Annotated in this window: 20 protein-coding genes; 10 read left to right on the top strand and 10 right to left on the bottom strand. The window is 54.5% G+C overall.

The window, feature by feature from the left end:
• Positions 1-30 precede the first annotated feature (30 nt).
• The 4 genes from BN3277_RS07075 to BN3277_RS07060 form a co-directional block, all read right to left on the bottom strand.
• Positions 31-2,130, bottom strand: coding sequence for a glycoside hydrolase family 36 protein (locus BN3277_RS07075; protein ID WP_059041561.1), 2,100 nt, complete (start codon positions 2,128-2,130; stop codon positions 31-33).
• A 104-nt stretch (positions 2,131-2,234) separates the two neighbouring features.
• Complete coding sequence (locus BN3277_RS07070) at positions 2,235-3,557, bottom strand: extracellular solute-binding protein (protein WP_059041560.1); 1,323 nt, start codon at positions 3,555-3,557, stop codon at positions 2,235-2,237.
• Positions 3,558-3,682: 125 nt separating this feature from the next.
• On the bottom strand, positions 3,683-5,332 hold the full coding sequence (locus BN3277_RS07065) for a response regulator transcription factor (protein ID WP_059041559.1): 1,650 nt from the start codon (positions 5,330-5,332) through the stop codon (positions 3,683-3,685).
• Positions 5,325-7,154, bottom strand: a complete 1,830-nt coding sequence (locus BN3277_RS07060; RefSeq protein ID WP_059041558.1) for a sensor histidine kinase — start codon at positions 7,152-7,154, stop codon at positions 5,325-5,327. The genes BN3277_RS07065 and BN3277_RS07060 overlap by 8 nt, the downstream gene beginning before the upstream one ends.
• 186 nt (positions 7,155-7,340) lie before the next feature.
• Between BN3277_RS07060 and BN3277_RS07055 the strand changes: the two genes are divergently transcribed.
• Together BN3277_RS07055 and BN3277_RS07050 are read left to right on the top strand one after the other, a co-directional pair.
• Positions 7,341-8,228, top strand: a complete 888-nt coding sequence (locus BN3277_RS07055; protein WP_059041557.1) for a carbohydrate ABC transporter permease — start codon at positions 7,341-7,343, stop codon at positions 8,226-8,228.
• Entirely contained in the window at positions 8,228-9,058 is an 831-nt protein-coding gene (locus tag BN3277_RS07050; protein WP_059041556.1) for a carbohydrate ABC transporter permease, read from the top strand. The genes BN3277_RS07055 and BN3277_RS07050 overlap by 1 nt, the downstream gene beginning before the upstream one ends.
• 1,054 nt (positions 9,059-10,112) lie before the next feature.
• Here BN3277_RS07050 and BN3277_RS25480 read toward each other — a convergent pair.
• The 3 genes from BN3277_RS25480 to BN3277_RS07040 all read right to left on the bottom strand — a co-directional run bounded on the left by BN3277_RS25480 (position 10,113) and on the right by BN3277_RS07040 (position 13,270).
• Positions 10,113-10,268: a hypothetical protein gene (locus BN3277_RS25480; protein WP_157688697.1), complete on the bottom strand. Its 156-nt coding sequence runs from the start codon at positions 10,266-10,268 to the stop codon at positions 10,113-10,115.
• A gap of 644 nt (positions 10,269-10,912) precedes the next feature.
• Positions 10,913-11,647 carry an AAA family ATPase gene (locus BN3277_RS07045; protein ID WP_059041555.1) on the bottom strand — a complete coding sequence of 245 codons (735 nt, stop codon included), beginning with the start codon at positions 11,645-11,647 and terminating at the stop codon, positions 10,913-10,915.
• 15 nt (positions 11,648-11,662) lie between these two features.
• Complete coding sequence (locus tag BN3277_RS07040; protein ID WP_059041554.1) at positions 11,663-13,270, bottom strand: glycoside hydrolase family 43 protein; 1,608 nt, start codon at positions 13,268-13,270, stop codon at positions 11,663-11,665.
• Positions 13,271-13,394: 124 nt separating this feature from the next.
• Here BN3277_RS07040 and BN3277_RS07035 point away from each other — a divergent pair, with 124 nt between their 5' ends.
• Positions 13,395-14,462: an LLM class flavin-dependent oxidoreductase gene (locus BN3277_RS07035; protein WP_059041553.1), complete on the top strand. Its 1,068-nt coding sequence runs from the start codon at positions 13,395-13,397 to the stop codon at positions 14,460-14,462.
• On the opposite strand, the gene BN3277_RS07030 is transcribed toward BN3277_RS07035, so the two are convergent.
• Positions 14,417-15,952, bottom strand: a complete 1,536-nt coding sequence (locus BN3277_RS07030; protein WP_059041552.1) for a response regulator transcription factor — start codon at positions 15,950-15,952, stop codon at positions 14,417-14,419. The genes BN3277_RS07035 and BN3277_RS07030 overlap by 46 nt on opposite strands.
• Before the next feature lie 16 nt (positions 15,953-15,968).
• The gene (locus BN3277_RS07025; RefSeq protein ID WP_059041551.1) at positions 15,969-17,729 is read right to left on the bottom strand and encodes a sensor histidine kinase; all 1,761 of its coding nucleotides are present in this window, start codon (positions 17,727-17,729) and stop codon (positions 15,969-15,971) included.
• Positions 17,730-17,939: 210 nt separating this feature from the next.
• Between BN3277_RS07025 and BN3277_RS07020 the strand changes: the two genes are divergently transcribed.
• The 3 genes from BN3277_RS07020 to BN3277_RS07010 all read left to right on the top strand — a co-directional run bounded on the left by BN3277_RS07020 (position 17,940) and on the right by BN3277_RS07010 (position 21,052).
• Complete coding sequence (locus tag BN3277_RS07020) at positions 17,940-19,265, top strand: ABC transporter substrate-binding protein (protein WP_082691355.1); 1,326 nt, start codon at positions 17,940-17,942, stop codon at positions 19,263-19,265.
• Positions 19,266-19,340: 75 nt separating this feature from the next.
• On the top strand, positions 19,341-20,222 hold the full coding sequence (locus tag BN3277_RS07015) for a carbohydrate ABC transporter permease (protein WP_059041550.1): 882 nt from the start codon (positions 19,341-19,343) through the stop codon (positions 20,220-20,222).
• Positions 20,222-21,052: a carbohydrate ABC transporter permease gene (locus BN3277_RS07010; RefSeq protein ID WP_059041549.1), complete on the top strand. Its 831-nt coding sequence runs from the start codon at positions 20,222-20,224 to the stop codon at positions 21,050-21,052. Before BN3277_RS07015 ends, BN3277_RS07010 begins: the two co-directional genes overlap by 1 nt.
• 847 nt (positions 21,053-21,899) lie before the next feature.
• Here the strand turns inward: BN3277_RS07010 and BN3277_RS07005 are convergent.
• Positions 21,900-23,048, bottom strand: coding sequence for a family 8 glycosyl hydrolase (locus tag BN3277_RS07005; protein WP_089153315.1), 1,149 nt, complete (start codon positions 23,046-23,048; stop codon positions 21,900-21,902).
• Positions 23,049-23,410: 362 nt separating this feature from the next.
• On the opposite strand from BN3277_RS07005, the gene BN3277_RS07000 reads away from it, so the two are divergent.
• The 4 genes from BN3277_RS07000 to BN3277_RS25475 are packed head-to-tail and all read left to right on the top strand — an operon-like array spanning position 23,411 to position 26,331.
• Entirely contained in the window at positions 23,411-24,094 is a 684-nt protein-coding gene (locus BN3277_RS07000; protein WP_059041548.1) for a GntR family transcriptional regulator, read from the top strand.
• A gap of 33 nt (positions 24,095-24,127) precedes the next feature.
• Positions 24,128-25,201: a mannonate dehydratase gene (gene uxuA / locus BN3277_RS06995; RefSeq protein WP_059041547.1), complete on the top strand. Its 1,074-nt coding sequence runs from the start codon at positions 24,128-24,130 to the stop codon at positions 25,199-25,201.
• A gap of 47 nt (positions 25,202-25,248) precedes the next feature.
• Positions 25,249-26,103, top strand: a complete 855-nt coding sequence (locus BN3277_RS06990; protein ID WP_059041546.1) for an SDR family oxidoreductase — start codon at positions 25,249-25,251, stop codon at positions 26,101-26,103.
• Positions 26,104-26,106: 3 nt separating this feature from the next.
• The gene (locus BN3277_RS25475; protein ID WP_148500994.1) at positions 26,107-26,331 is read left to right on the top strand and encodes a hypothetical protein; all 225 of its coding nucleotides are present in this window, start codon (positions 26,107-26,109) and stop codon (positions 26,329-26,331) included.
• Positions 26,332-26,372 lie beyond the last annotated feature (41 nt).

The following is a 26,372-nucleotide window of genomic DNA, read 5'->3' as shown; positions in this document are numbered from 1 at the left end:
CTGCGAACGCAGCGATGCGGATCTTGATGATCAAATCAGGCGGAGCTCAAACAAGCGGGCCGACGGCGCAGACGGCAGGGTCACCGTCAGCTCAGCCGCTGCGGCATCCCAGCTCCAGGCGCCATCCAAGTCCTGCGGGTAAGCACAGCGGATGTCCAGCGCCTTCCCTTGCAGGGACGGGAGCGGCAAGGTCTGGGACGACGCTTCGCCGCGGGTACGCCATACGGCGAGGTATACCGTATCGCTGCCCGGTCGGCGCAGGCCCAGGCTGACCCAGTCGTCCTGCTGCTTCGGCAGCCCCAGCGGCCAGAACGGTAACGCCTCCGGAATGTCCGCGCGGATCGTCTTGTAATAATCCAGCGCTTCCTTCACGAGCTCCCGGCGGCGCGGGCTTAATTCGGCCAGGTGGCCGCTTTGGTGCACGCGCAGCAGCAGGGCGTTGACCATGTTGAAGACGACCTCCTCGTCGTCGCCTTCCCGCAGCGGATACGACCAGATGGCAGACTGTTCCGGCGTCAGCGCGGACGGTGAAGCGGCGGCGATCGCCGCATAGTTCACGTAGTTCTCCTGATCGCTGGTCGACTGGATGCTATGACGGCTCAACATGGCGTAATCCATCCGCATCCCGCCGCTGGAGCAGTTCTCGATCACGAGCTCCGGATAACGTGCGAAGATGCGATCCAGCCATGCCAGATAAGCGCGGTTATGCTGCAGCAACCCGTCGCCGAAGCTGTCCGCATCCGTTTCCGTCCCGATCCCGGCGTTGATGTTGTAATCCATCTTAATATAACCGACCCCGTAATCCTCCACCAACCGGCGAATCACCTCATCTGCGTGGGCCACTACTTTCGGGTTGCGGTAATCCAGCTGGTACCGGCTGCGATCCATCACCCGTTTGCCATGCCGCAGGAAAAACCAGCTGTCATCCGTGTCCGCCAGCTTCGGACTGTTAATGCCCATAACCTCCAACTCGAGCCATAACCCCGGCACCATCCCTTTGCTCCGGATGTAGTCGAGAACATATTTGATTCCTTCCGGGAACCGTTCCGAAGACGGCAGCCATTCCCCAACGCCATCCCACCATTCTCCCGGTGCGTACCATCCAGCATCGATACAGAAGTATTCGCAGCCCACTTCGGCGGCGGCATCGATCAACGGCAGCAGCTTCGCTGTCGTTGGTGAACCAAATAAGCAATTCATATAGTCGTTAAAAATAATCCGCAGCTCCCGGTTATCGGCGTTCGGACGGCGAATTCGACGGCGGTACGCGGTCAACTGCCCAATCGCCTCCTCAAAGCCGCCGTTCACCGCGCCAAACGCAACGGGAACGCTGACGAACCGCTCTCCCGGCTGAAGCGATACCCACCAGTGGTTATCGTGTTCGGTTGGCCCGCTGAGGATCAGGGTTAAATGGTCCACTTGGTCGAAAATCTCCCAGTGCCAAGAGCCGTTATGTTCGATTTGCCAGAACAAGCTGTGATCCGTTTCCCGGTTCTCCAGCACGGCCATCGGAATATGCTCGGCAGCCGACCAGGAGCCGGTATTACTGCAGGAAATCCGCTTGGAGCTGCGGTCGGTCAAGTGGGATAACCCCAGCTCCGGCAACCGATAGGTGCGCCATTGCAGCTCGCTTTGCCATCCGGTATGAGGGAGGGACAAGACCATTTTATCGTCCCGATCTTGGCTGCCTTCCTTATCCAGGCCAGTCAACGCGAAGGAAGAAACGTACTCCAAGCCCACCGCTGCTGGCCCGGCATTGTACAATTCCACCCAAGCCCGGACCGTCTGCACTCCGCCGTAGAATTGCACGTGCTGCACCGCCTCCAACCCGGTCTTCGGATCGCGCAGCGCAACCTCCAGCTTCCGCCCGAATTCGTTGCGGCAGTTGGTATGTCCGGCGTATACCATCCGCAGCCCCGGGTACGAGGCCCGGTGGGTTCGTCCATGATATTCAGCCCGGTCCTCTCCGGTCAACTGCAGCTCCATTAAGCGAAAGCCCGGTTTGCGCTCCTCCCGGATTCGCGCCTCGTTCAGCGGGTTAGCCCCAAAATGAAGCAGCCGCACATCCTGCTCCTGGGTGACCTCCAATACCAGATGTAAGCCGTTTTCCCGAATCTCGATTCTGCTCATCACCCTCGCACTCCCCTTCACCAGTCCTAAGTAAAAACAAAACCCAGCACCAGAGGTGGTGCTGGGTTCATTTCCGTTTCAAGAACAACCGAGATTTTCGATGTTTATTCAGCCGAACCCAGTTGTACCCAAGCTTGTTCGATTTCGGTTACCGCTTGATCCTTCGACTTGCTGCCGCCGATGTAGGCTTGCATGATTTCACCGAATTTTTGATGGAACGTATCCAGCGAGTAGTTGATCGCCAGGTCACCCGATGGCTCGGATTTCAGGATTTCGTTCATTTGCTTCGGCATATCCAGATCCGGAAGCGGAGCGTCCTTGATCGGAGGAATTACCTTCGCTACACTAGAGAACCAGTTCTTGCCGTAGTCGGACGTGTACAGCCAGTTGAAGAACTCAATCGTTTCATTCACCACGGCGGAGTCCTTGTTAATGCGCAGCGCTTGGTCCGCACCGGTGATGATCGTTGCTTGATCCGCTTTGTCGCTGACCGGATACCCGGCGATACCGATTTGGATATCCGGGGTAATTTTCTTGATCGCTTCTTCGTCCCATGCGCCTTTACCGATCATGATCGCCGCTTTACCGGATGCAAAGTCACTGACTTGCGCGTTGCTGTCGCGTTCCAGAGGTTTATCGGTGCCATGTTCTACCGTCGTATCAATGAAGCTAAAGAAGTTGTTGTACAGAACAGGATAATCCTTAATTTTGGCATCCCCAGCAATAAAGCTGTTCACCAGGTCTTGCGTTGTTACACCGGCATCTTGTGCTGCCGCATTCACGAAATGCTGGAATACGTGCTTCCACACCCACCATTCCTTGTACGCATTCGCGAACGGTGTAATCCCTTTGGCATCCAGCTTGGCGATTGCATCGTCCAGTTCAGCCGTCGTTTTCGGGAATGTGGTGATTCCCGCTTCATCCAGCAGCTGCTTGTTGTAGATCAAGGAGAACAGATTGCCTTTCACCGGCAATCCCAGCACTTTGCCGTCGGAGGAGGTCATGTTGGCGCGAACGGCATCGGTCATCGCTGCTGCCAGCGGCTGATCCGTCAAATCGGCGCTGTATTCGGCAAAGGTGTCGATGTCCCCGCCTGCCGTTGTTTGGAATACGTCAGGCGTGCTGCCTGCCGCGATTCTCGACTTCAATACCGTGTTGTAGTCCGCTTGCATAATTTCCAAGTTGATCGTGACGTTAGGCTTCACTTTCTTATATTCCTCGATGTAGGCGTTAAACGCATCGGTGTATTCCGGAGAAGCTGTAAACATATTGATCGTTACCGGTTTGGAATCATCCGTCTCACCACCGTTACCAGCCCCTGCGTTATTCGCTCCGTTATTCGCTGCGTTATTGTTGCCTCCGCATGCGGATAACAGGCCCATGATCAGCACCAAGCTGAATGACAAGGCCAGGATTTTTTTCTTCATTACGAACGCCCCCAATTTCTTTTTTGGTTGAATTTGTTATGCCCCTATTCTAAAGAAAAGGGTCGGGTGAAAAAATGTAGATATGTGGTGAGTTAAGGGTAAAAAAGTGGAGTCCTCCCGCAAGTTCACTTTTTGACCCTTTCCTCCTGCTGTTGACGGTATTCGGACGGCGACAGGTCATAGTAATTTCGGAACGCCTTGCTGAAATAGTTTTTGTCTTTATAGCCCAGCATTTCGGAGATTTCCTGAATCTTGAGTGACGAATCATCCAGCAATTCCTTCGCTTTGTCCATACGAACCTTCTGCACATATTCGTGAATACCGCAGCCATATTGTTGCTTAAACAGCTTCATCAAATACTCGCGGCTCAAAAAATACTTCTCCGTGAACATTGAAATCTTGATATCTTCAAAATAGTGGTTGTCGATATACGCCTTGATATCCTCGACGCTGAAGGGACGTCCCGCCGCCACCGAGCGGCGAACTTGCTCGTGATAATATTCCGTCAAACCGAGCAGCAAGGCCTCAAATTGTTCAAATGTGGCCACATCGGTCCCGATGCCAAGCGCCTGCAGCGGACGATCTCCGCCGGACGCGGGGAGCTTGTCCGCGGGTACGCCAAGTTCCGATGCCGTATCATTGATCAGCACGACGATTTCCCGCAGCAACCGGTCAGCCGCACCGATGCTGCAGAAGCCAGAAGCCCGGATGCTCTTGGCGAATTCGGCCATCACCGATTTGGCATGGTTCAGATTGCCCGCCTCCAGGGCTCCCCGCAGAATCGGCATCCGGCTAGAGAAAGAGAACGTCTCCTTCAGCGCCGGCTTATCCGACTCTCCAATCACGGCATTCCCCTTGAGTTTCAAGAGGTCAATCCCTTGGATCCCGGCGACCGCCTCCTCATAGGAAACGGCCAAGTTCAAGACATCCTCGCAATATCGGCCGATCCCCCCGGCCGCCTGCACGTCAAATAAATCGCTTAGCGTGGAAACAACCTTCCGCATCAATTCCCCTGCTCGGAAGGCAATCTCTTGCGGATAGCCGCCCTGTGCGGTAAAGACCGCGATGATTTCCCGTTCCTGCTTCGGATTAGCGAAGCTGAAGCACTGCAGGTTGTTCACGGCCACCTCGTTGACGACGTTCGCCACAGCAAAATAAAGCAGCTCCCGGTCATGGTTAAACCGGCTGTCCCGTACGGCCTCCATATTCAAGATCCGCAGCACGAGCACCCCAAACCGATGATTCGGATCATCCGCGCCGATCAGCGGAAGAAATGCCTGACTGCTTTGCTTTTTAAAGCTGCGTTCAATAATGGATAGATATATTTTCTCTTTCAATTTCGGAAGCGAGAGATTAAAGGCAATATTCCGAGTAATCGACTCGCTTTGGATTTGACGTTTGGCATTCAGCACGTCGACTGCTTTGCGAAGCGCCTGGTTCAAGTCTTGTCGATTCACCGGTTTCAACAAGTAATCCACCACTCTGGCATGGATGGCCGGGCGGGTGAATTCGAAGTCGTTATATCCGCTGATGACGATCGTCAACAGCTCGGGATAGTCCTGCTCGACGATCCGCAAAAACTCGACCCCGTTCAGCTCGGGCATCTTCATATCCACCATCACGATATCCGGCTTATACTGCTCCAGCATCTGAAGGCCGGCCTTGCCGTCCGTGGCTTCCCATATTTCGTCAACTTCAAGGTCCTGCCAATTGCCCAGGATCCGAATCGCTTCCCGAAGCGGTTCCTCGTCGTCGATAATCAATACTTTATACATGACTGCTGCCCCCCCGAGGTATCAACATCCGCATCTCCGTACCGTGCTCATCGCTTTGGACGCTAAGCTCGGCTTCTTCCCCGTAGAGAAGCTTCAGGCGGGTATACAGGTTTTTGAGCCCGATGTTCTCTCCCTCCTGCTCCTCCCATTCCTGCCGGAACGACGCTCGAATTTGCTCCATCCGCTCCGGGGAGATCCCCGGTCCGTTATCCCGCACGGAAATCGTGGCATGGGTATCGTTCAGCTCGGCACGGATCCGTATGGAGATACCGCTCGACATTTTCTCGAGCCCGTGTTTGATGGAGTTTTCAACCAGGGATTGAATGGACAGCTTGGGAATTTGCAGCTCCTTGAGCGCCTCTTCCCACTCAATCGTTACCTCTAAGCGGCTGCCAAACCGGGCTTTTTGCAGCGCCAGATAACGCTCGATGTGCTTCAGCTCGTCCCTAGCGTTTACGATGTCTTTTCCACTTATGCAATATCGCAGCGTTAAGGCCAGAGCATCCACCATGTCCGCCACTTCGTCGTCCCCGCTCTTCAACGCTTTGGTCGAAATTGCCTGCAGCGCATTATACAGAAAATGCGGGTTAATCTCCGCCTCAAGCGCTTTGAGAATCGCGTTTTTCTCCACCAGCTTCATTTTGTAGCGCTCATTAATCAAATTGTTTGTCCGCCGCACCATCCGGTTGAAGTGCCGGGAGAGATAAGCGATCTCATCCCTCCCCTTTACCGGAATTTCCGCATCAAAGGTCCCTTCGCTAAAGCGGCGCATTTGGAGGGACAAATCTTTGAGCGGGCTCGTAATTTTGTTGGAAAACAACGTGACCAGAACAATCGAAATCAGCAGAAAAATCAACCCGATCAAATACCCCAGATTCCGCGTTGCTTTGGCCGCTGCGTAAATGTTGCTGTACGGGATCGGCTTGACCAGCTTCCAGCCCCCGTTAGCTTCTACGTTATAAACGATCAGGTAGCGGCGGCCCTCTTCGTCGCTCCAAGTCAGCGGCTTCATCGCCTTATCCTCCCCAAGCTGGGCCAGCCATGGCGCTTGGCTTACCTGATCGAGGAAGGCAGGTTCGTCCACATGAAAAGGCACGTTTTCCGGATCCAGATACAACAGGTGCTCGCCGTTCTCGAACGGCACGTCCCCCAAAATTTGATCCTTCACCGTTGGTTTTAAATAGAACGAGATTACCGCCTTCGGTTCGCGAGTCACCAAAGCCCGCAGCACGCGGTGATACCCCATAAAATCAGGTTCCTTCGCCATGCTGTACCCCGACTTCGCCCCCGGTACGATAAACGATTGGTAGGACTGGTTATGCCGGCTCGCCATCGCCTGCTTGTACCACGGCTGATCCGGAATCCCTTCCTGGTAGCTCGCCCGAACTGTAACGTTATAAGTTTCGCGTGTGATGGAGTAGTATTTGTGCTGATCGATCAGGTATAAATAAATGCTCTCCAGGTCGTTTCGCGAATAGAACAGCTCGCGCAGATAGTCCTCCAGGTACATTTTCGCGGCATAATCCGATTCTTCGCTCGTGATCGCCTGCAGGATCTCCTCATAGTGGATTTGCGGCAAAGACAGCTGTTCAACGCCGGCGAGGTAGTCCTCCAGCTTCTGATTGACCAGCTTCAGGTTGTTTGTCGTGCTGGCCATGCTGTGGTTCACCGATTCCCGCTCCAGCATCTGATAGGATATGACCGTCAGGAGTCCCACCACTAGAATAATAATCGTCGTAAACAACAAAATAAGCTTATTGACCAGTCGGCGCGAAACCCGGTCAGTAAGCGTCGTTAACAGGCTTAGGATGCGGTTGAACATGGCCCCTCATTTCTAGTACCTCGGGAAAAAAAGCGAGTTCACCTTTTTACCCTTAACTGTTTTCTTAAATCCATTTTGGCGGCAAAACCGCTGTTTTATAATCATTATAGCCGAAAAAGCAAAGGTGTGCAGGGAACCGGCATCACCCGATCTTTAACCAATACGTCACGAAAAAGAGGTGCCATTATGTTCAAACTAGGGAGAAAACGGGGCGAAAGAATAGAGTTTGGCGTGTTCACGCTGCCGATTCTGATTTCCATCATCGCCGTCTTCTATTATCCGTTTGTCATGACGATCCGTTATTCCCTGACCAAGTGGAACGGGATATCCAAACATCCGAAATTTATCGGACTCGACAACTTTAAGCAAATTTTCATGGGCGATGCGAACTTCTCGCAGGCCGCCTGGTTTACGATCAAATACGCCATTCTTTATATCGTACTGATCAACGTGCTGGCGATTTTGCTGGCGCTGGTGCTGGATATGAAGCTGAAAACGACCAATTGGCTGAGAGCGGCCTTCTTTATTCCGTACATTCTTAGCTTGGTCATCGTTGGCTTTATCTGGAAGTTCATCTTTATGCAAGGCTTCGAGTCGCTTGGCGAAAGCACAGGTTGGGGCGTGTTTGACTTAAGCTGGCTGGGTGAACCCGGACTCGCCTTCATCTCCGTGTTATTCGTATCCATCTGGCAATCGATCGGGTTTTACTTGGTGATCTACATCGCGGGCTTGCAATCTGTTCCGGACGATTTGAAGGAAGCGGCTACGGTGGACGGCGCCGGCCCGTTCCGCAGATTCTTTAATGTTACGCTGCCGCTGCTTGCTCCATCGATTACGATCTCCGTGTTTATGGCATTAACCAACTCGATCAAGGTTTTCGACGTCATCTTGTCCTTGACCGGCGGTGGTCCTGGCGGAACGACCTACAGTGTGGCATACGACATTTACCGCGACACGTTCCAGAACAACCTGTACGGCTACGGTACGGCCAAAGCGCTGATCCTGTTCGTCGCCGTGCTGATTATTACGGTGATTCAACTCACCATCTTCAAACGCAGGGAGGTTGAGGCGTAATGAAAAAGAATACGGCAGGCCGCATCGTCCTGGAAATCGCGATGGTGCTGCTCTCGATCCTGTTCCTGTATCCGTTGTTTCTAACGATCATCAACTCGCTGAAGAGCTTCTCCGAGGTCATGACTGACGTGATCGCTTTGCCAAAGAAACTGGCTTTCGAAAATTACAGCTATGTCTGGGAGTTTATCAACTATCCGCGGCTATTCCTGAATAATGCGGTTATTACCATCCTCGGCTTGGCCGGGATCGTACTGATCTCATCCATCGCCGCGTACAAGCTGGCCCGTACGAAATCCAAAGCCAGCTCGATCATCTACTTTATCTGTATCATGCCGATGCTGATTCCGTTCCAATCGATCATGCTGACGGTGCTGCAGATGGCGAAGAACTTTCATCTCTCCGACAGCACATGGGGTCTTGGCATTCTGTACTGGGGCTTTGGCGCTCCGCTCGCCTTGTTCATCTACCACGGCTTCGTGAAGGGGATTCCGAAGGAAATCGACGAAAGCGCCACGATCGACGGGGCCTCCGGCTTCCGGTTGTTCTTCAGCGTGATCTTCCCGCTGCTGAAATCGGTCACTACCACGATTATCATCATCGACGTGATGTGGATCTGGAACGACTTCCTGCTCCCGCTGCTCATGGTGAACGGCTCGCCGGCAACCAAAACGCTGACGCTGGCCGCGTACACCTTCGTCGGACAATATACCTCCGACTGGCAGTATGCGATGACAGCCATGGTGATGGCAGTATTGCCTTCGATCATCGTCTTTATCTTCCTGCAAAAATACATCGTCAAAGGCGTTGTCGCCGGCGCGGTGAAAGGATAACTAAACAGCCCCTGGTCCATTGGATCGGGGGCTGTTTTACGCTATTAGACAGCAACTGCAAACGTGTCAAAATTAGATTCTCAACGCCCCCGTGCAGCTCCGGCTAACGCTTGCCACAGCGCTTATCGGGGCCAAATGAGGGGGATTTCACTTCTAACGCTTGCCAACGGGCTTATTTGCACCAAAAGGCCCCGTTTCGAGGGTGAAATGGGCAAATAAGCTCGCTCCTAAGCGTTAGATTCTCAACGCCCCCGTTTTCGGCCCAATAGTGTTGCTGGCAAGCGTTAGAGCTCAGGTTCGCCATTGCGCCTAACTGCGCTCACCTGCTACTAACCCACCAGGCGACGTGTGCAGCTCCGGCTAACGCTTGCCAACGAGCTTATTTGCACCAAAAGGCCCCCTTTCGAGGGTGAAATGGGCAAATAAGCTCGCTCCTAAGCGTTAGATTCTCAACGCCCCCGCTTTGGGCCCAATAGCGTTGCTGGCAAGCGTTAGAGCTCAGGTTGCTGTTGCTGCAGGTGTCTCGGCTGTTGTTGCTGTTGTTGCTGTTGTTGCCACAGTCACTCTCTGCCATAGCCACTATCACTGTCACTTCCACTGTCACTGCCACCGCCACTGTCACTGCCACAGTCACTTCTGTCACTATTCCCGCAGTTCGACTGTTGTTGTTCCGCAGTGATTCCGGTGCCGCTAATTTAGTTACTCCGCGAGTTCCTTATTACCAACTATTAACGCTGCCGTCGCACAAGTTACTTTTAACTGTTCATAGTGACTCCTAACTGCGCTCACCTGCTACGAACCACCAGGCGACACGTGCAGCTCCGGCTAACGCTTGCCGTAGCGCTTATCGGGGCCAAACGAGGAGAGTTTCACTCCTAACGCTTGCCAACGAGCTTATTTGAACCAAAAGGCCCCGTTTCAAGGGTGAAACGGGCAAATAAGCTCGCTCCTAAGCGTTAGATTCTCAACGCCCCCGCTTTGGGCCCAATAGCGTTGCTGGCAAGCGTTAGAGCTCAGGTTGCTGTTGCTGCAGGTGTCTCGGCTGTCGCTGCTGTTAGTTGCTGCAGTTGCTGCAGTTGCTGCAGTTGCTGTTGTTGCTGTTGTTGCTGTTGTTGCTGTTGTTGCTGCAGATGTCTCGGCTGTTGTTGCCACAGTCTCTCTCTGCCATAGCCACTATCACTGTCACGGTCACGGTCACTGCCACTCTCACTGCCACAGTCACTTCTGTCACTATTCCTGCAGTTCGACTGTTGTTGTTCCGCAGTGATTCCGGTGCCGCTAATTTAGTTACTCCGCGAGTTCCTTATTACCAACTATTGACGCCGCCGTCGCACAAGTTACTTTTGACTGTTCATAGTGACTCCTAACTGCGCTCACCTGCTACGAACCACCAGGCGACACGTGCAGCTCCGGCTAACGCTTGCCACAGCGCTTATCGGGGCCAAATGAGGGGGATTTCACTTCTAACGCTTGCCAACGAGCTTATTTGCACCAAAAGACCCCATTTCGAGGGCGAAACGAGCAAATAAGCTCGCTCCTAAGCGTTAGATTCTCAACGCCCCCGTTTTGGGCCCATTAGCGTTGCTGGCAAGCGTTAGTGCGCAGGTTCGCCTCAACGGTGTTCGCCGGAGCCCATCAACGCCCACGAGTTCCCTCACCGAGTCAGCGGCCCACTCACCGCGAGATCGACTCACTCAAATGCTGTGACTCACTCAAATGCAGTGACTCGCTCAGGCTACAGTGGCTTGCTCATGTGGCAGCACTCGCTCACCGCAACAGCAAACCCGCACTGGGACTGACATGATTTTGTAACACGTAGATAACTCAACAATAGGAGAGGTCTCCCTCATTTGCTTAAACCAAGTCCCCTTCATGTTCGTCGTCATCCTCAAACAACGTGTGAATCACGCTATTCCGATTCTCGAGGAAACGTCGCGTGATTTGGTAATGATCCGTATCCTCGTATCGAACCGTATCCAGCTGATCACCATCAAAATTCAGGATATCCGCATCCGGATAACCCATCAGTATCGGCGAGTGGGTGGCGATGATGAACTGGGCGCGATCCGACAAATCGCGGATGATCCGCAGCAACGCCAGCTGTCGGGCTGGGGACAAAGCCGCCTCCGGTTCATCCAGCAGATAAATGCCCCGGCTGCCAAACCGATACTTAAACAAGCTAAGGAACGACTCTCCATGCGATTGACTATGCAAGGACAAGCCGCCGTAGGCCCGAGTTGCCGCAACGTCATCGATATGCGAGGCAAACGAATAAAACGATTCCGCCCGCAAAAAGAAGCCGTTTGTGACTTTCGGGTTCCAGGAGAGACGGAGGTAGTCGCCAAGTGCCGATTCCGACCGGTCCACCTCATAGACGTTATTTCTCCCGCCCCCGGCCGGATTAAACCCGCATTGGTAGGCGATCGCCTCCAGCAAAGTGGATTTGCCCGAACCATTCTCCCCGACAAAAAATGTGACCGGACGGCGGAGACGAAGCTTGTTCATCTTTCGGACCAGCGGGAGAGAGAAAGGATACTGATGAAATGAGGACATCTTCTCTTTCAATAGTGTTACCTCTCTTAAATACACCTCTCAGACTCCCCTTCAATTTGAGAATGAATCCAGCTCCTTATAAATAAAATAGTCGAAATCGGCAGGTTTGCGCATCCCGCTAAGGTCCTGGGCGCATACACCAACAAAGGTACCCGTGAAGCGTACCTTCTCCGCCGGATCGTCGGACAGATGGCTGACGTCAACGGCATCGCCGACGACTTGCCAGGTCTCCCCGTCGAGGCTGTAATAGAAACGCGCCAGTTCACGTTCGATAACAACCCGTAGCCAGCAGCGCGAAGCGCCCTCGATCGAGATGTCCTCGTCCAGCAGCTCGTCGTACACCCCATCTTTCGTCTGAATGAGGTTCAGGCTCTTCCCCTTCGTCTCATCTCGGGAGATCCGCAAATACACATGATCGTTCGTATCGTAAAAGACAGTAAGACCCGCCATCTGCTGGAACGTCTCCGGCTCAAATTCCACCACCGTCTCCGCCAGGCAATGGAACGATTGCTGCCGCCGTGCCACCAAACTCTGCCGGAACAGCGAGTTCATCGACTCGCGGCCATACAAGCGCAGGAAGCCGGGACGCTCACGCAGTGTCAGCCAATCGTCCGTTGCCGGGACGCGCAGCGTGCTCCAGTGGACCCCGAGCTGCTCCGCTTCGAAGTCGTCCCGCTCCGGCTCCGGCTCGAACGGATGCGGCGGCAAAGCGGGGGCGGGCACCTCCACCTGCGGATCGTTGACGCCGGTCTCCAGGCGGAACCAGCCGTCCTCGGTCCAGACGCCCCGCTGGATCGCCGTTTCCCGGCCGAGCGTGCAGTAGATGTCCTTCGTTGGCCGCCCGGTCAAGTGCACCATGTACCATTCGCCCGTCTGCGTTTCGACCAACGAGCCATGTCCCGCCTTTTGCAGGGTCAGATGCGGTTTGCCCGACGACGTCAGGATCGGATTGGTTGGATCGACCTCGTAGGGGCCGTCGATGCTGCGCGACCGGGCCATCGTGACCGCATGATCGTAATAGGTACCGCCTTCCGCCGTGAGAAGGTAATAATAGCCGTTTCTTTTATATAAATGCGGGCCTTCGGTTAACCTAAGCTCCGTACCCGTAAAAATATTTTTGACCGGACCAACCAGCTTCCGTTGTTGAGGATCGTATTCCTGCAACACGATCCCGGCAAAGTGGTTTTTCTCTTTCCGGTGATCCCACAGCATGTTGACCAGCCATTTGCGCCCGTCGTCGTCATGGAACAAGGAAGGGTCGAAGCCGCTGCTGTTCAGATAGATCGGTTCCGACCAAGGGCCGCGAATATCGGGAGCCGTGACTAAATAGTTCGGCGTATCTTTGAACGCGCCATGGCGGCTTTTGACATCGGTATAGATCAGGTAGAACAAGCCGTTATCATAGCTGAGGCAGGGAGCCCATACGCCGCAGGATCCGGGGTTGCCCAGCATATCCAGCTGAGACACTCTCGTCAGCGGATGACCGATCAGCTGCCAATGCACTAGATCTCGGGAATGATGGATCTGCACGCCCGGGAACCATTCGAAGGTTGAGGTCGCGATATAGTAGTCGTCTCCAACCCGCAGGATCGAAGGATCCGGGTTAAAGCCGCGTAATATCGGATTGGTGATCAACGGACGTTCGCTTAATTCGCTCATGTTTTTTCCTCCCATTTAAAACTGTTATCGGATTGGTGATTGTTTTTTCGCTCATTACTTAAAATTCGATTATAATAGAAATTAGGCTTTCACATTTCATTTATGCCTAAGGAGGCTCGATTATATGCCCGATTCACGGACATCCCACGATCCATCGCATCGTTTATCCCATATTCCCGTCTCCATTCTCGACCTGGCGCCAATCACCGCTGGCAGCACCGCCACGGAATCCTTGAGCAACTCGCTGGATCTGGCCCGACACGCCGAAGAATGGGGTTACCATCGATATTGGCTTGCGGAGCACCACGGCATGCCCGGCATCGCCAGCTCTGCGACCTCTGTCGTCATCGGCCATATCGCCGGCGGCACGAAGAAGATCCGCGTCGGCTCCGGCGGCATCATGCTGCCAAACCATGCACCGCTCGTCATCGCCGAGCAGTTTGGCACGCTGGAATCGCTGTACCCGGGGCGGATCGACCTCGGCCTTGGCCGGGCGCCGATCGACCTCGGCCTTGGCCGGGCGCCCGGCTCCGACCCGCTGACCTCGCACGCGCTGCGGCGCGGACCGGGCAGTGACGGGCAGGATTTTCCGGAGCGGCTCTCCGAGCTGCGGAATTATTTCCAGCCCGTCTCCGGCTCATCGATGCGCGTGCGGGCGATTCCCGGCGAAGGCCTGCACATCCCGATCTGGCTGCTCGGCTCCAGCGGCTTCAGCGCGCAGCTGTCAGCCCAGCTCGGTCTGCCGTTCGCCTTCGCCAGCCATTTCGCGCCGGATTACTTGCTCCCGGCGCTGGATCTCTACCGCACGCACTTCCGCCCGTCGGAGGAACTGGCGAAGCCATATGCGATGATCGGCGTCAACGTGATCGTCGCCGATACCGACGCGGAGGCTCGCCGTCTGGCGACCTCCCAGATCCAGCAGTTCCTCAACCTGATCCGCCGGCGCACCGCGCAGCTTAGCCCGCCGGTCGATCAGCTGGACTGGACGCCGCAGGAGCAAGCCCTGGTCGAACGTCAGCTCAGCTATTCGGCGATCGGCTCGCCGGAGACGGTGCGGAACCGGCTGGAGCACTTGCTGGCGGAGACTGAAGCCGATGAAATTATCGTCGCCGCCCAGGTCTATGACCACCAGGCCCGCTTGCGTTCCTACGAACTGCTGTCGGAGTTGTTTGGAGGAAATCGCTCCTTGTAATCCGAAGGACTATACCCCGTGTATTCCTTAAAGACTTTGGAGAAATAGTGCTGATCGCTGAACGACAAGGCGTCAGATACCTCTTTGATTCGCATTTCCGGCTTGCAGGCGATCAGCCTGCAGGCCTCTTTGATTTTCAAGCCCGTATAATACTGTACAAACGTACTTTGGGCGTATTTCTTCATCACCCGGCTGATATACGAGGGGCTGACATGAAACTTCAGCGCCACATCGGCAATCGAGAGATAGGAGTACAGGTTTACCCTGACATACTCCTCAATCTGCCGAAACAGCTCCTCTCCGCTCTTCCGGTTCTGCGCCTGCACCCGCTCAAAAGCCTGCTTGGCCCATTCCTCAAGCCCCTGGCAAAACCGCTCGAAGTCGTCTACCTCAAGTAAGCGCCGGGAAGAAGCTTCAAGCTCCAGACGGTGCCCGGTTCCCAGATCGCCCCCGGCCTGTGAAAAAGCATCCACCAGAAGCGCAACGAATCGTTCCAGCTCCGCGAGACGGATATTTTCTCCGGTCCATTTGATCAGCTGCTCGTTTAGCTTTAACAAGAACTGCTCTTTCCGCCGCCCTAGAATGAGCTCCGTAAAGGCTGCAGCGGTTGCCCGATCCAAATCCAGGTTGTCCGAGCCGCCTAGCGCCGGTGCCGGGGAAATCTCCGTATCGATAACTACGCCTTGGTGGATGCGCTGCCTTTCGTCCAGGATCCCCGACACGCGGTGATAGAGCTCGGGCAGCCGGTCCGGGTCGCCGGCCTGCTGCTGCCCGCCAACCGTGGCCGACAGCCCCGCCTTCTCCAGAGTACGCCGAATGGACTCAAGGCATTCATAGACCGAGGAGTATGACTCCACCGCCGTTTTTTGTACCAGGGCAAGGAACTGACCGGGCATTTGCGTCGGAAACACCCAGCATAAATGCGGAGCGAACAAAACATCCAACCTCTGCTGAATCCCCTCCGCACTCCACCGCTCCCGCCCGCCGACAAACGGCTGCCTTCGGATGAGGATCAGCATCTTCCCGTAATGGCGGAACTGGTCACCGAGCTGCAGCTCCTCGTAAAACCCCGGCTCCACAATCTCCTTAAACAGCTCCGCTTCGCTGGGAATCCGGCTTTGGAGCCGCTCGAGCGCCCGATCCATAACCTCTGCCAGCTGCTTGCGCTCGACAGGCTTTAACAAATAGTCAAAGACCTGCAAGTTGATAGCCTTACGTGTATATTCAAAATCGTTATACCCGCTGATTAAAATGAATAACAGCCGCGGGCGGAGCCGTTTAGCCTGTTCGATTAGCGCCAAGCCGTCCATCTTTGGCATGCGGATATCGGTCAGCACCACGTCAACCGGCTGTTGCCGGATCAGCTCCAGCGCTTCCTCCCCGTTCGCCGCCGTGGCCACGACCTGGACCGGGAGCTCCAAGGAACCCAGCAGCGTTCGAATGTTCCGCAAAATCGGTTTGCTGTCTTCCACAATCATCACGTTGTACATGCGGTGCCCTCCTCGTTCAGTAGAAGTCCTTCGTTTGCGATCCGATGATTTGCACTGTCGCACCCTTTTCCCCGTCCGCGTGGTTAAACACGTTGAAGAACAGCCGATTCTGGTACATCAGTTTTAACCGGCCCACGCTGTTCGCAATGCCCATGTTGCCGATCGACACGCCCCGTTCCTCTCCCTCACCGGCAGCGGCTTCGGCATTTCGCAGGTTGTCGATGATTTCATCGATTTTCCCGGGCGGAAACCCGTCTCCGTTATCCTTGATTTCCACCGCCCATAACCCGTTGAACTGCTTCACCGTAATGTCGATTCGCCAAGGCGGGTCGCTGCGGGTGAAGGCGTGCTCGATGCAGTTCTCTACGAAGGGCTGCAGCACCAGCCGAGGCAGCTGCACGTTTCGCGCCGATTCGTCCGCATGAATCTCCCAAACGAGATCCTCTTCGTATTTTTGCTGAACGAGGGACAAGTAATGCCGCGTATGCTCCAGCTCGTCCGCCAAGGACACGTGCGCATAAGGAGAGGATACGATGTAACGCAAGCTCTCCGATAAATGCTTGCACATATCGGAGACGACGTCGGTTTTCCCCTCTTGAGCGGCGATGCTGATCAAGTAGAGCACGTTATGGATGAAATGCGGCGCGATTTGCGCCTGGAGCGCAGAGTTCCGCGCCTTAACCTCCTCGTGCAGGGCGATTTTCTCCCGTTCGATCGATTCCTGAAGACGCTCCATCAGATCCTGAAACGCCTCATTCAGCAGAATCACCTCGTTATTTTGCGAGCGGTTATCCATTTTAATATTCATGTTACTGTAGCTAATTCGCCAAATCTGGCTACGCAGCTTACGAATGGGCAATAACAGATTTCGCGAGGAAAAATAAATATAGATGAAAGACAACAGCATCAACGAGGAAATCAGCAGAATGGACAGATACTTCACCGAGTTGACGGGCCCCAGCACATCCTGCTTCGGCGTCACGAGATAGGTCGTCCATCCGGTGCTTTCCGACCGGGCGTATGCCACGTAATTCTGGTAATCGTCCATATAAACCCCATCATCCGAACTTTTCGCAGCGAGCTCCGCATGCTCCACCTCCGGGATGGAAGCGGCCACGGGCCGGCCTTCCCGGTCCAGGATATACACCTCACCGGCACCCACGCCCTGCGTCATTCTTTGCAGAAGCGCCTCGTCCAATTGGATGCTGAGGTAGCCGAACACTTTGCCGTTCTGATTATTGATCGAGCGGATAAACGAGATGGCCTCTCCCTGCCGTTCCAGGACAAATCCGCTGCCGCTCCAGCTCCCGTCGATCAGACTCTTCTTCAGATAGCTTTCGAAAGAAGCTGCATCCCCTTGCTCCCCAATATAAGATACGATCGTACGGCCGGCCTTGTCGTAAATCACCATATCCTTGATATTCATTCTGGGGCCGATCGCCTGGAACATCAGATCCTTGAGCTTGCGGCTCTGATTTAACCGTTCGAGGTTCACATCGGTTTGATACCCTCGGTCGAGGATCGAGAAGATCTCCTTGCTGGACAGGATCCGCTGGGATAGTTGGTTTTGGCTGTCCACGTAATCGTCAAGCTGCTGGCTCACTTTGGTCGCTGCCGCCAGCTTGGCCTCCACCGTCTTCTCCTTCAACGGCTTGATCACGACCAGATTCACGTAGACGATAAAGCAGCCCAGTATAAATAAGAGCAAGGCCACAAAGGTTAAAAAGACTTTGTTCTGCAGGCTGAGCTGGTCTCTGCGGGGAAAGAAAGATCTCATGTCGTTGGTTTCGGCCTCCTTGTAGCTATGCCTTGTTTGCGTAATGGATGGTTTAACTGTACCATTTCGCTTCCCATCATGACAACGGTTACAAGTTCACAATTTTACACCTAATCAGTCACTCTCAGACATGTACCTTCGCCGCTCTGAAATCTATAATCAAATTGCAAGCGCATTCAAAGACACATCATACAGACGGGGGGATTTGCCTTGAATTACGCAATGAAAAGAACAACCACCGCGATCATCGCCGGTTTGCTGGCGGTATCGCTCGCAGCCTGCGGCTCCGGAGGCGCAAAATCCAACAATGCGGCGAAAGACGGCACGAACAGCGGCGCCGCGAAGGGCGACAAAGTCACCATCGAGTTAGCCATCTCCAAAAGCTCGCAAGACTCCGCCTTCATTCAGCAAGACCTGCTCGATGAGTTTGAGAAACAAACGAACATTAAAGTCAATCTTCAGTTGATTCCAGCTGAACAAACGACAACCGTCCTGCAAACCAAGCTGGCCGTTGAGGAGACACCGGACATCATTCAATACAATCTGGCCAGCGCCACCACGGACCTGAATCTGGAGCGCAACTTCGAGATTCTTGATAACGAGCCTTGGGCTAGCCGGATTCTGAACAAAGACGTCCTGTCCGCTTACGGACACGTCTACAGCTTCCATGTCAGCCAGGATACAGGGATGCAAGGTGTCGTGTACAACAAGGATATCTTTGATGATCTTGGCCTATCCATTCCGACGAACTTCGAAGAGTTCCTGGCAGTCTGCGAAAAGATCAAAGCCAGCGGAGTTACTCCGGTATTCATGCCGTACAAAGACAACTGGTCCGCAAATATTTGGCCGGCTGCCGCTTTTGCCAACTTCGTATCCAAAAGCGATCCAACCTTCTTTGACGACCTGAACAGCAACAAGAGAAAGTGGTCCGACATCCCGGAATTCCAAACATTCCTGCAGCAGCAGTACGACGTGTATAAACAAGGCTACACCAATACCGACGTCCTGAGCGACAGCTACGATATGGCAGTGGGTAAATTCCTGAACAAGGAAGTCGCGATGATGTTTATGGGCGACTGGTTGATCGAAGGCGTTCTCAAGCAGGATCCAAACATGCATCTCGGCGTCTTCCCGATCCCTTCCGAGCAGGATGCCAGCCTGGGAGCCAGCCCGCTGGGCGGACAGCTGTTCATCCCGAAGAAAGCCAAGCATTTGGCGGAAGCGAAGGAATTCCTGAACTTCTTAGGATCGAAAGAAATCGCGCAGCAAATCGTCGACTCTAAAGGCTATGTCTCCAACCTGAACGACGTCAATACACCGGAACTGCCGGCTTACAAGCAAGAGATCGTCGATAACTACATCACGCCGAAGAAAACCGTGCTGACAACCGACGCCTTCATGCTGGTTGACCGCAGCGAGCTGTACCGTCTGCTCCAGGATCAATTCGCCGGCGGCTTAACGCCGGAGGAAGTATTGAAAGCTTGGGACGAGAAGTTCAGCCAACTGATGAAAGATAAAGAAATCCCCGGTTTCTAAATCGGAAGAATGGCAGGCAGCATAAAGTCCCGTCCGGGGTTTTATGCTGCCCCAGTCTATAGTGGGGTGGAGAACATGAAATCAAAAGCATCGGTCAAAAATCTATATTCCTATTATCTCGTGTTGCCGGCGTTATTGATCTACTCGATCTTTTTCGTCATTCCGGCGTTTACGGGCTTTTATTATTCCTTTACCGATTGGCGGCTGGATCGCCTGACCATCAACTTCGTCGGATGGGAGAACTTCCAGCGAATCTTCTCCGATAAAACGCTGGTGTTAGCGCTCAAAAACACCCTGATCTTTGCGGTTGTCACCGTGGTCGGGAAAAACCTGATCGGCATCGTGCTGGCGGTTGCGCTCAACATGCGGCTCAAGACGCGGAATCTGCTGCGCGCGATCTTTTATTCCCCGTCCATCCTTAGCATCCTGGTCATCGGCATCGTGTTTACGCCGATTCTGCGCACGGAAGGCGCGATTAACCGGGTGTTTGATGCGGTGGGGCTGCACGGGTTAAGCCAGGCTTGGCTTACGAATCCGCACCTCGTCATTTGGACCATCGCCATCATTTCCATCTGGCAGCACGCCGGCTTTCAGATGGCGATTTACTTGGCCGGACTCCAATCAATCTCCCAGGAGTATTATGAAGCCGCGACCATTGACGGAGCTGGTTCCTGGAAGAAATTCACGAAAATTACGCTGCCGCTCCTGCTGCCAGCGATCAATATTAACCTGATGCTCACGCTCATCGGCGGCCTTAAGGTCTTCTCGGAGGTTTTCGTCCTAACAGGCGGAGGTCCGGGCAACGCTTCTCAGGTCGTGGGTACGATCATTTTGCGGTCCTTCGGCGAAGGCAGCTGGGGACTAGGTACCGCCATCAATACGCTGCTGTTCGTGGCAGTCACGATCATCGCCATCCCGCTCCTCATCTTCATGCGGCGTAAGGAGGTCACCGAATAATGGGATTCACACGCAAACTCGCCATCCGTAACTATATCGTCGAGGGCCTTCTGCTTCTGGCTTCGCTGCTGGTTATTTTGCCGGTCTTAATCATGATCTTCGGTTCATTTAAGACGAGCGCCGAAGTGCTCGACTTCTCGCTCAAGCTGCCCGAAAAGTGGATGTTCTCCAACTATGTGCGCGTCTTTGAAGAAGGTGGGCTCTCCCGGGCGTTCTGGAACAGCGTATTAATCACCGGCATTTCTTCGATCATCAACATTGTTGCTTCTTCAGCCGCCTCCTTTATTCTGGCGCGGCGGGAGACGAAGTTCGCCAATACGCTGTACATGTATTTCTTTATGGGCCTGATCGCCCCGATGTCGACCATCACGACGATTCGGATCGTACAGGCGCTGGGCTTCTACGGCAGCATCACCAGCGTTATTCTGATCTATGCTTCGCTGAACACCGCCTTTAGCGTGTTTCTGTACAGCGGGTTCATCAAAACGATCCCGAAAGCGCTCGACGAAGTGGCGTTCCTGGAAGGGGCCAGCGTGCTGGGCGTATTCTTCCGGATCGTGACGCCGCTGATCCTGCCGGTCAACGCTACGGTTGCGATCATGGTCTTCATGTCGGTGTGGAACGACATCACGATTCCGCTCTACTTCCTGACCGACAGCTCGACCTGGACGATGCCGTTGTCCATCTACAATTTCTACGGTAAGTACAGCCGAGAGTGGAACCTGATCTTCGCCAACCTCGTGCTGACGTCCTTGCCGGTATTTATCCTCTACTTGTTCGGCCAAAAATACATCGTCAGCGGCTTAACCGCCGGTGCAGTGAAGGGGTGAGCAAGGGGGGCCGCGAGGAGCCCGTTACTTTTTAGACTCACGGGGCTCCCGTGGCATCCGGGGCTCCCTCCACTCGCTCACGCGCACGAATTAGCTGTGCAAGCCCGCATGCTTGGGTACTTGGGTACTGGGCTACTTCCCACCGCCGACGCAGCGAAATGTTGTATTTGATGCAACATTTTGAGGTGGTCGGAGCGGGGATGAGCAGATATGTTGTACTTTGTACAACAATTTTCTCGCCAATGGCGAAAAACACCGCAAAATGTTGCAGTTTTTACAACATGATTTGAGAAATACCATTTTAGCCCCGCGAAAAGTTGCACTTTTTACAACATTTTGGGATACAGGCCGCTCCTGCCCGTTAACATGTTGTCACGTGATCCAACCTATCGCCGGGTGCACAAACTACGCGAGCCACGGAAGGAGTTCCGGGCTCGCGTTTTTGCGTATTATGCGTTTTCGGAAGCTGTAACGGACCTCACGGACGCTATCTCTCCATTTCCCGACGATTTCCCGGTTTAACGGACACGAAAGCCCTTATTTGCCCCTAACTGTGGATTATGAGGTAGAACGCGATGAAATAACGACTCCTGAGTCCGTTAGAATCCACTAACCTTCAAATCAGGCTAAATAGCGGCGCTGGAGTCCGTTAGGTTGCCGAGCCGTTCCTGGATTGCCTGCTGACGTTCCTGGCTAACCTGACGCTGTACCTGGATTGCCTGCTGACGTTCCTGGCTAACCTGACGCTGTACCTGGATTACCTGCTGACGTTCCTGGCTAACCTGACGCTGTACCTGGATTACCTGCCGTCATACCTGGCTTGCCTGCCGCCGTACCTGGCTTAGCCTTACGCCTCTCTCTGCGGCATCCAAATCCGGAAGTTCCCGCTCAGCGCCAACAGGGCAAACAAGTAGAGACAATTGTCGTAATAGCGACGTTTGCCGGTTCGGACCGGGGTGTTCCAGAACAGCTCAACGCTCGCTTTCGCTTGAGGGCCTTCGGCTGCCAACGAAGCCATCGCGTTGGTCGCCAGTAATCCAACCGGGTGCAACGCCGGTTCCTCGAACGGCTCGCCTGATATCGTATAACGGCGATAATCCTCCGGCTCCTTATCGGCGAAGAACGACTGGATTTTGCCCGCCGTCTCCCGCTGCCAAGGATCGGCGGCAAACCATTCCCAGTCGAGGCCAAGATTCGCCGCCACCCGATACGCATCGCTGTAGAAGTGACCAAACCCCCGCTCGTTATTGGGCGTTCCATCATAATACGCATACTCCGGCGCAAGGCCCGTAACGGGATGACAGGCCAGGTGGAGGTATTGACGGCTCGCCTCAGCCGCCTCTTTCCAGAACATACGGTCCTCCGGATAGGCCCACAGCGCAAACAACTCGTAGAAATGAGGCAAATGGTACGAAGGATCGGAAAACTCGCAATTCGGAATAAACTTGATCAACTTGTTGTCTGGATTCCACATCGGATAGCCTATGCCGTTTTCGCCTTGATGCAGACAGGTGCGCAGCAAATCCCGGGCTTGGGTACCGTAGTCGAACGGCGCTTCACGGTCCCCCCACCGATGGGACGCAAACAGCAGCGCCAGGGCAAAATACTCCTCCCCATCCGGCGCCGGCCCATTCGATAGGCGCTTTCCATCCGGTGCGCAGGACCAAGCAAAATACCCGGCATTCTCCCCTTCGGTCATGTACATGTAGGTCATCGTCCATTTCCAGAGCCGATCAAACACGTCCTGACGGTCATACTGAACAGCCATCATCATCCCGTACGACATCCCCTCCGTCCGCACGTCGAGGTTCCCCGTATCCAGCATATACCCCAAATCCTCGCCGACAGGGTAATAGAAGCGCGTCTCCTCGTCTCCCTCGAACAATTCCTTCCACACTTTGTCCAATCGGCGTTGAACCGTTTCCTCCCCATACCCGTATTCCGCCAACAAGTTTCGATACATCCCAGTATAGTAAGCCCCTTGGCGCTCCATCATGTCGTTACCGCCTCCCCCTTATTTTCAGCTGGTATTGTCGTAACATCAACGTAAACGTAACACGCACCCCCGCGGGATTCCATGTGCATTTCACGCTTTTATTTATCCAAATCAAGCCAATCTCCCCCTGTGATGTATGCGTATTCAGAAGTTTGCAGAGGCGATGATTTTTCACTTGCAAACACCTAGGTTCCATACTACCATACAAGTATGGTAGATGAGGTGGTTCAGCGTGAGGGTGAGGGTGAGAATGAGCGCGTATGAGAACATGAGCTTGAACTAGCGCGCGAACGTGCCGGAGATCAGATAGGAGTAAGAACAACACGAGCAAGAGTAAGCCTAACGTTAAAGGAGGTGACGGAATGAGCGACAAGTGGCTATCCCAGCCGGGGTCGGCAGGGAACGCGGTGTACGCCAAGTTGAAGGAGCAGATCGTTACGCTGGAGCTGCCGCCGGGAACAACGCTATCCGAAAAAGAAATGTCCCTCGCCTTCCAGGTGAGCCGCACCCCGGTTAGGGAGAGCTTCGTGCGACTGGCGCAGGAAGGGCTGGTGGTCGTCCTGCCGCAGCGCGGCACGCGGGTATCGCTGATTGATCCCGAGCTGGTGGAGGAAGCGCGGTTTATGCGGGAACAGCTGGAACGCGCCGTGATCCGGCTCGCCTGCGAAAAGTTCCCGGAGGATGCGCTAGCTGCGCTGGCCGATAATCTGGCCCGCCAGCAAGACAGCATCCGCCAGCACGACAACCACGCGATGTTTGCGTTGGATGAGGAATTCCATCGCATTCTTTTTGCCGGTTGTCGCAAGCTGGGCACCTGGGACGTCATCCAGCAGATGAACGCCCATCTCAACCGGACGCGGGTGCTGTGGCTGACGACCGATCCCCATTGGGAGAATCTTTACGAGCAGCATCAAGCCATGTACGAAGCGATCGCCAGCGGCGATGCCAACCGGGCCGACCGCTTGATGATGGAGCATTTGCAGCTCAGCATCTCCAATTTGCCGGTGCTGCAGGAGCGGTATCCGGACTATTTTAAGCAAGGTTAAAAGGTTCCCAAAACAAAGATAGGCGGTGAAGGTATGCGTATGACATTTCGCTGGTTCGGCGAGGGCAACGACACGGTCACGCTGGATCAGATCAAGCAAATCCCCGGTGTAGAGGGTCTCGTCTGGTCGCTGCACGACGTCCCTGCCGGAGAAGAATGGCCGATGGACAAAATCGAAGAGGTGAAGCGGCAAGCGGACCGTTACGGTTTTCACCTGGATGTCGTGGAAAGCATTAACGTGCATGAGGACATTAAGCTTGGTTTGCCGTCGCGCGACCGGTATATCGAAAACTACAAACGGACCATCGAAAAGGTGGCCCAGGTTGGCGTCAAAGTGATCTGCTACAACTTCATGCCGATCTTCGACTGGCTGCGGACGGATTTGCATCAACCGGGGGCGGACGGTTCGACGGCGTTATTTTATGAAAAAGCCCGTATTCATAATATCGATCCTTTTGAGCTGGTGAGGGTTATCAACCAAAACAGCGCGCTGACGATGCCCGGCTGGGAGCCAGAGCGGCTGGAGCAGCTAACCTCCCTGTTCGAGGCGTATCGGGGCGTTACGGAAGAGGATCTGTGGCGTAATCTGGAGTATTTCTTGAAGGAAATCGTACCGGTGGCCGAGCAGCACGGGATCCAAATGGCGATCCATCCGGACGATCCGCCGTGGTCGATCTTTGGTCTGCCGCGCATCATCACGAGTCAGCAAAATCTGCGCCGCTTCCTGAAGCTGGTTGACAGCCCTTCTAACGGAATCACGTTATGCAGCGGATCACTGGGGGCTAATCCGGACAACGATATCATCGCGATGATCCATGAATTCCATGACCGGATTCCGTTTGCCCATATTCGCAACGTGCGTGTGTTCGACAACGGCGATTTTATGGAAACGTCACATCGGACCCAGGACGGCACCGTCGATATCGCCGGCATCGTCAAGGCCTATTATGACACCGGTTTCACGGGGTATGCCCGCCCTGACCACGGTCGCCACATTTGGGGCGAAGAATGCCGTCCGGGGTACGGCCTTTATGACCGGGCGCTCGGCATTATGTATCTGTGGGGCTTGTGGGATGCGTATGCCAAACAAGCCGGTCAACTGAACTAATCTCGAATCATCCTTCATTAACGGTAAAAAAAGGAGTGGAGCAACCGATGAGCAACTTGCCAGTACATCCCGCATTGGCCGGCAAAACCGCCGTTATTACCGGCGGGGGCGGGGGTTTGTGCCGGGCGATGGCCCGTGAACTGGGCCGCCAGGGAGCGAAAGTGGCGATCTTGAACCGCACACTCGCCAAGGGCGAAGCTGTGGTGGACCAAATTCGCACCGACGGCGGTACGGCGGCCGCATTTGCCTGCGATGTGACGGACGTGGAAAGCGTAAAGGCGGCGGAGGCGGCCGTTCGGGAGCTTTTTGGCCCGTGCGATATTCTGGTCAACGGGGCCGGCGGCAACAATGCCAGCGCCAATACGAGCAACGAGATTTTTCGGCCGGAGGATGCCGCCAATCCCGAGGTCACCAGCTTCTTTGACCTTAGCATCCCCGGCGTTCGCGGTGTTCTCGACTTAAACTTCACGGGGACGTTGATCCCAACGCAAATATTTGCCAAAGAAATGATCGGGCGTCCTGGCGCAACGATCATCAACATCTCCTCCATGAGCTCCTATAGCCCGATGACAAAAGTTCCCGCTTATAGCGCGGCCAAGGCGGCGATCAACAACCTGACCCAGTGGCTGGCCGTGCATTTGGCTGAATCCGGGATCCGGGTGAATTCTGTGGCGCCGGGATTTTTTCTGACGGAACAAAATCGCAATTTGCTGAAAAACCCGGACGGATCCCTGACCGAACGCTCAAATAAAATCATCACCCATACCCCGATGCGCCGCTTTGGCGTGCCGGAGGATTTGCTGGGTACGCTGCTGTGGCTGGCGGATGCGGAGACATCCGGCTTCGTGACCGGTACGGTGATCCCGGTTGACGGCGGATTTATGGCGTATTCAGGAGTTTAAGCGATGCGGAGGGAAAACGATGTTTGGACCAAGCTATATCCGGCATCTCCCGGAGGAGGGTCAGGCCTTCCTCCAGCTGGTTTACCAAGGGGCGGCAGCCGATCTAATCTCTACGTGTCGTCCGATGATCACCCCGGCGTAATCCGGGCGGCTGGGGATTTGCAGGCCGATATTGACCGGGTTACCGGCGGCGGCCGCGGTCTGGAGGCGCTGGAACCGAGCGAATGAACCAGCCATACTGTACGTGCAGTCCGGACGGTACGCCCTAG

Source organism: Paenibacillus rubinfantis (genome assembly GCF_001486505.1).
Lineage (GTDB): Bacteria > Bacillota > Bacilli > Paenibacillales > Paenibacillaceae > Fontibacillus > Fontibacillus rubinfantis.
This window is presented reverse-complemented; position numbering and strand designations above follow the sequence as displayed.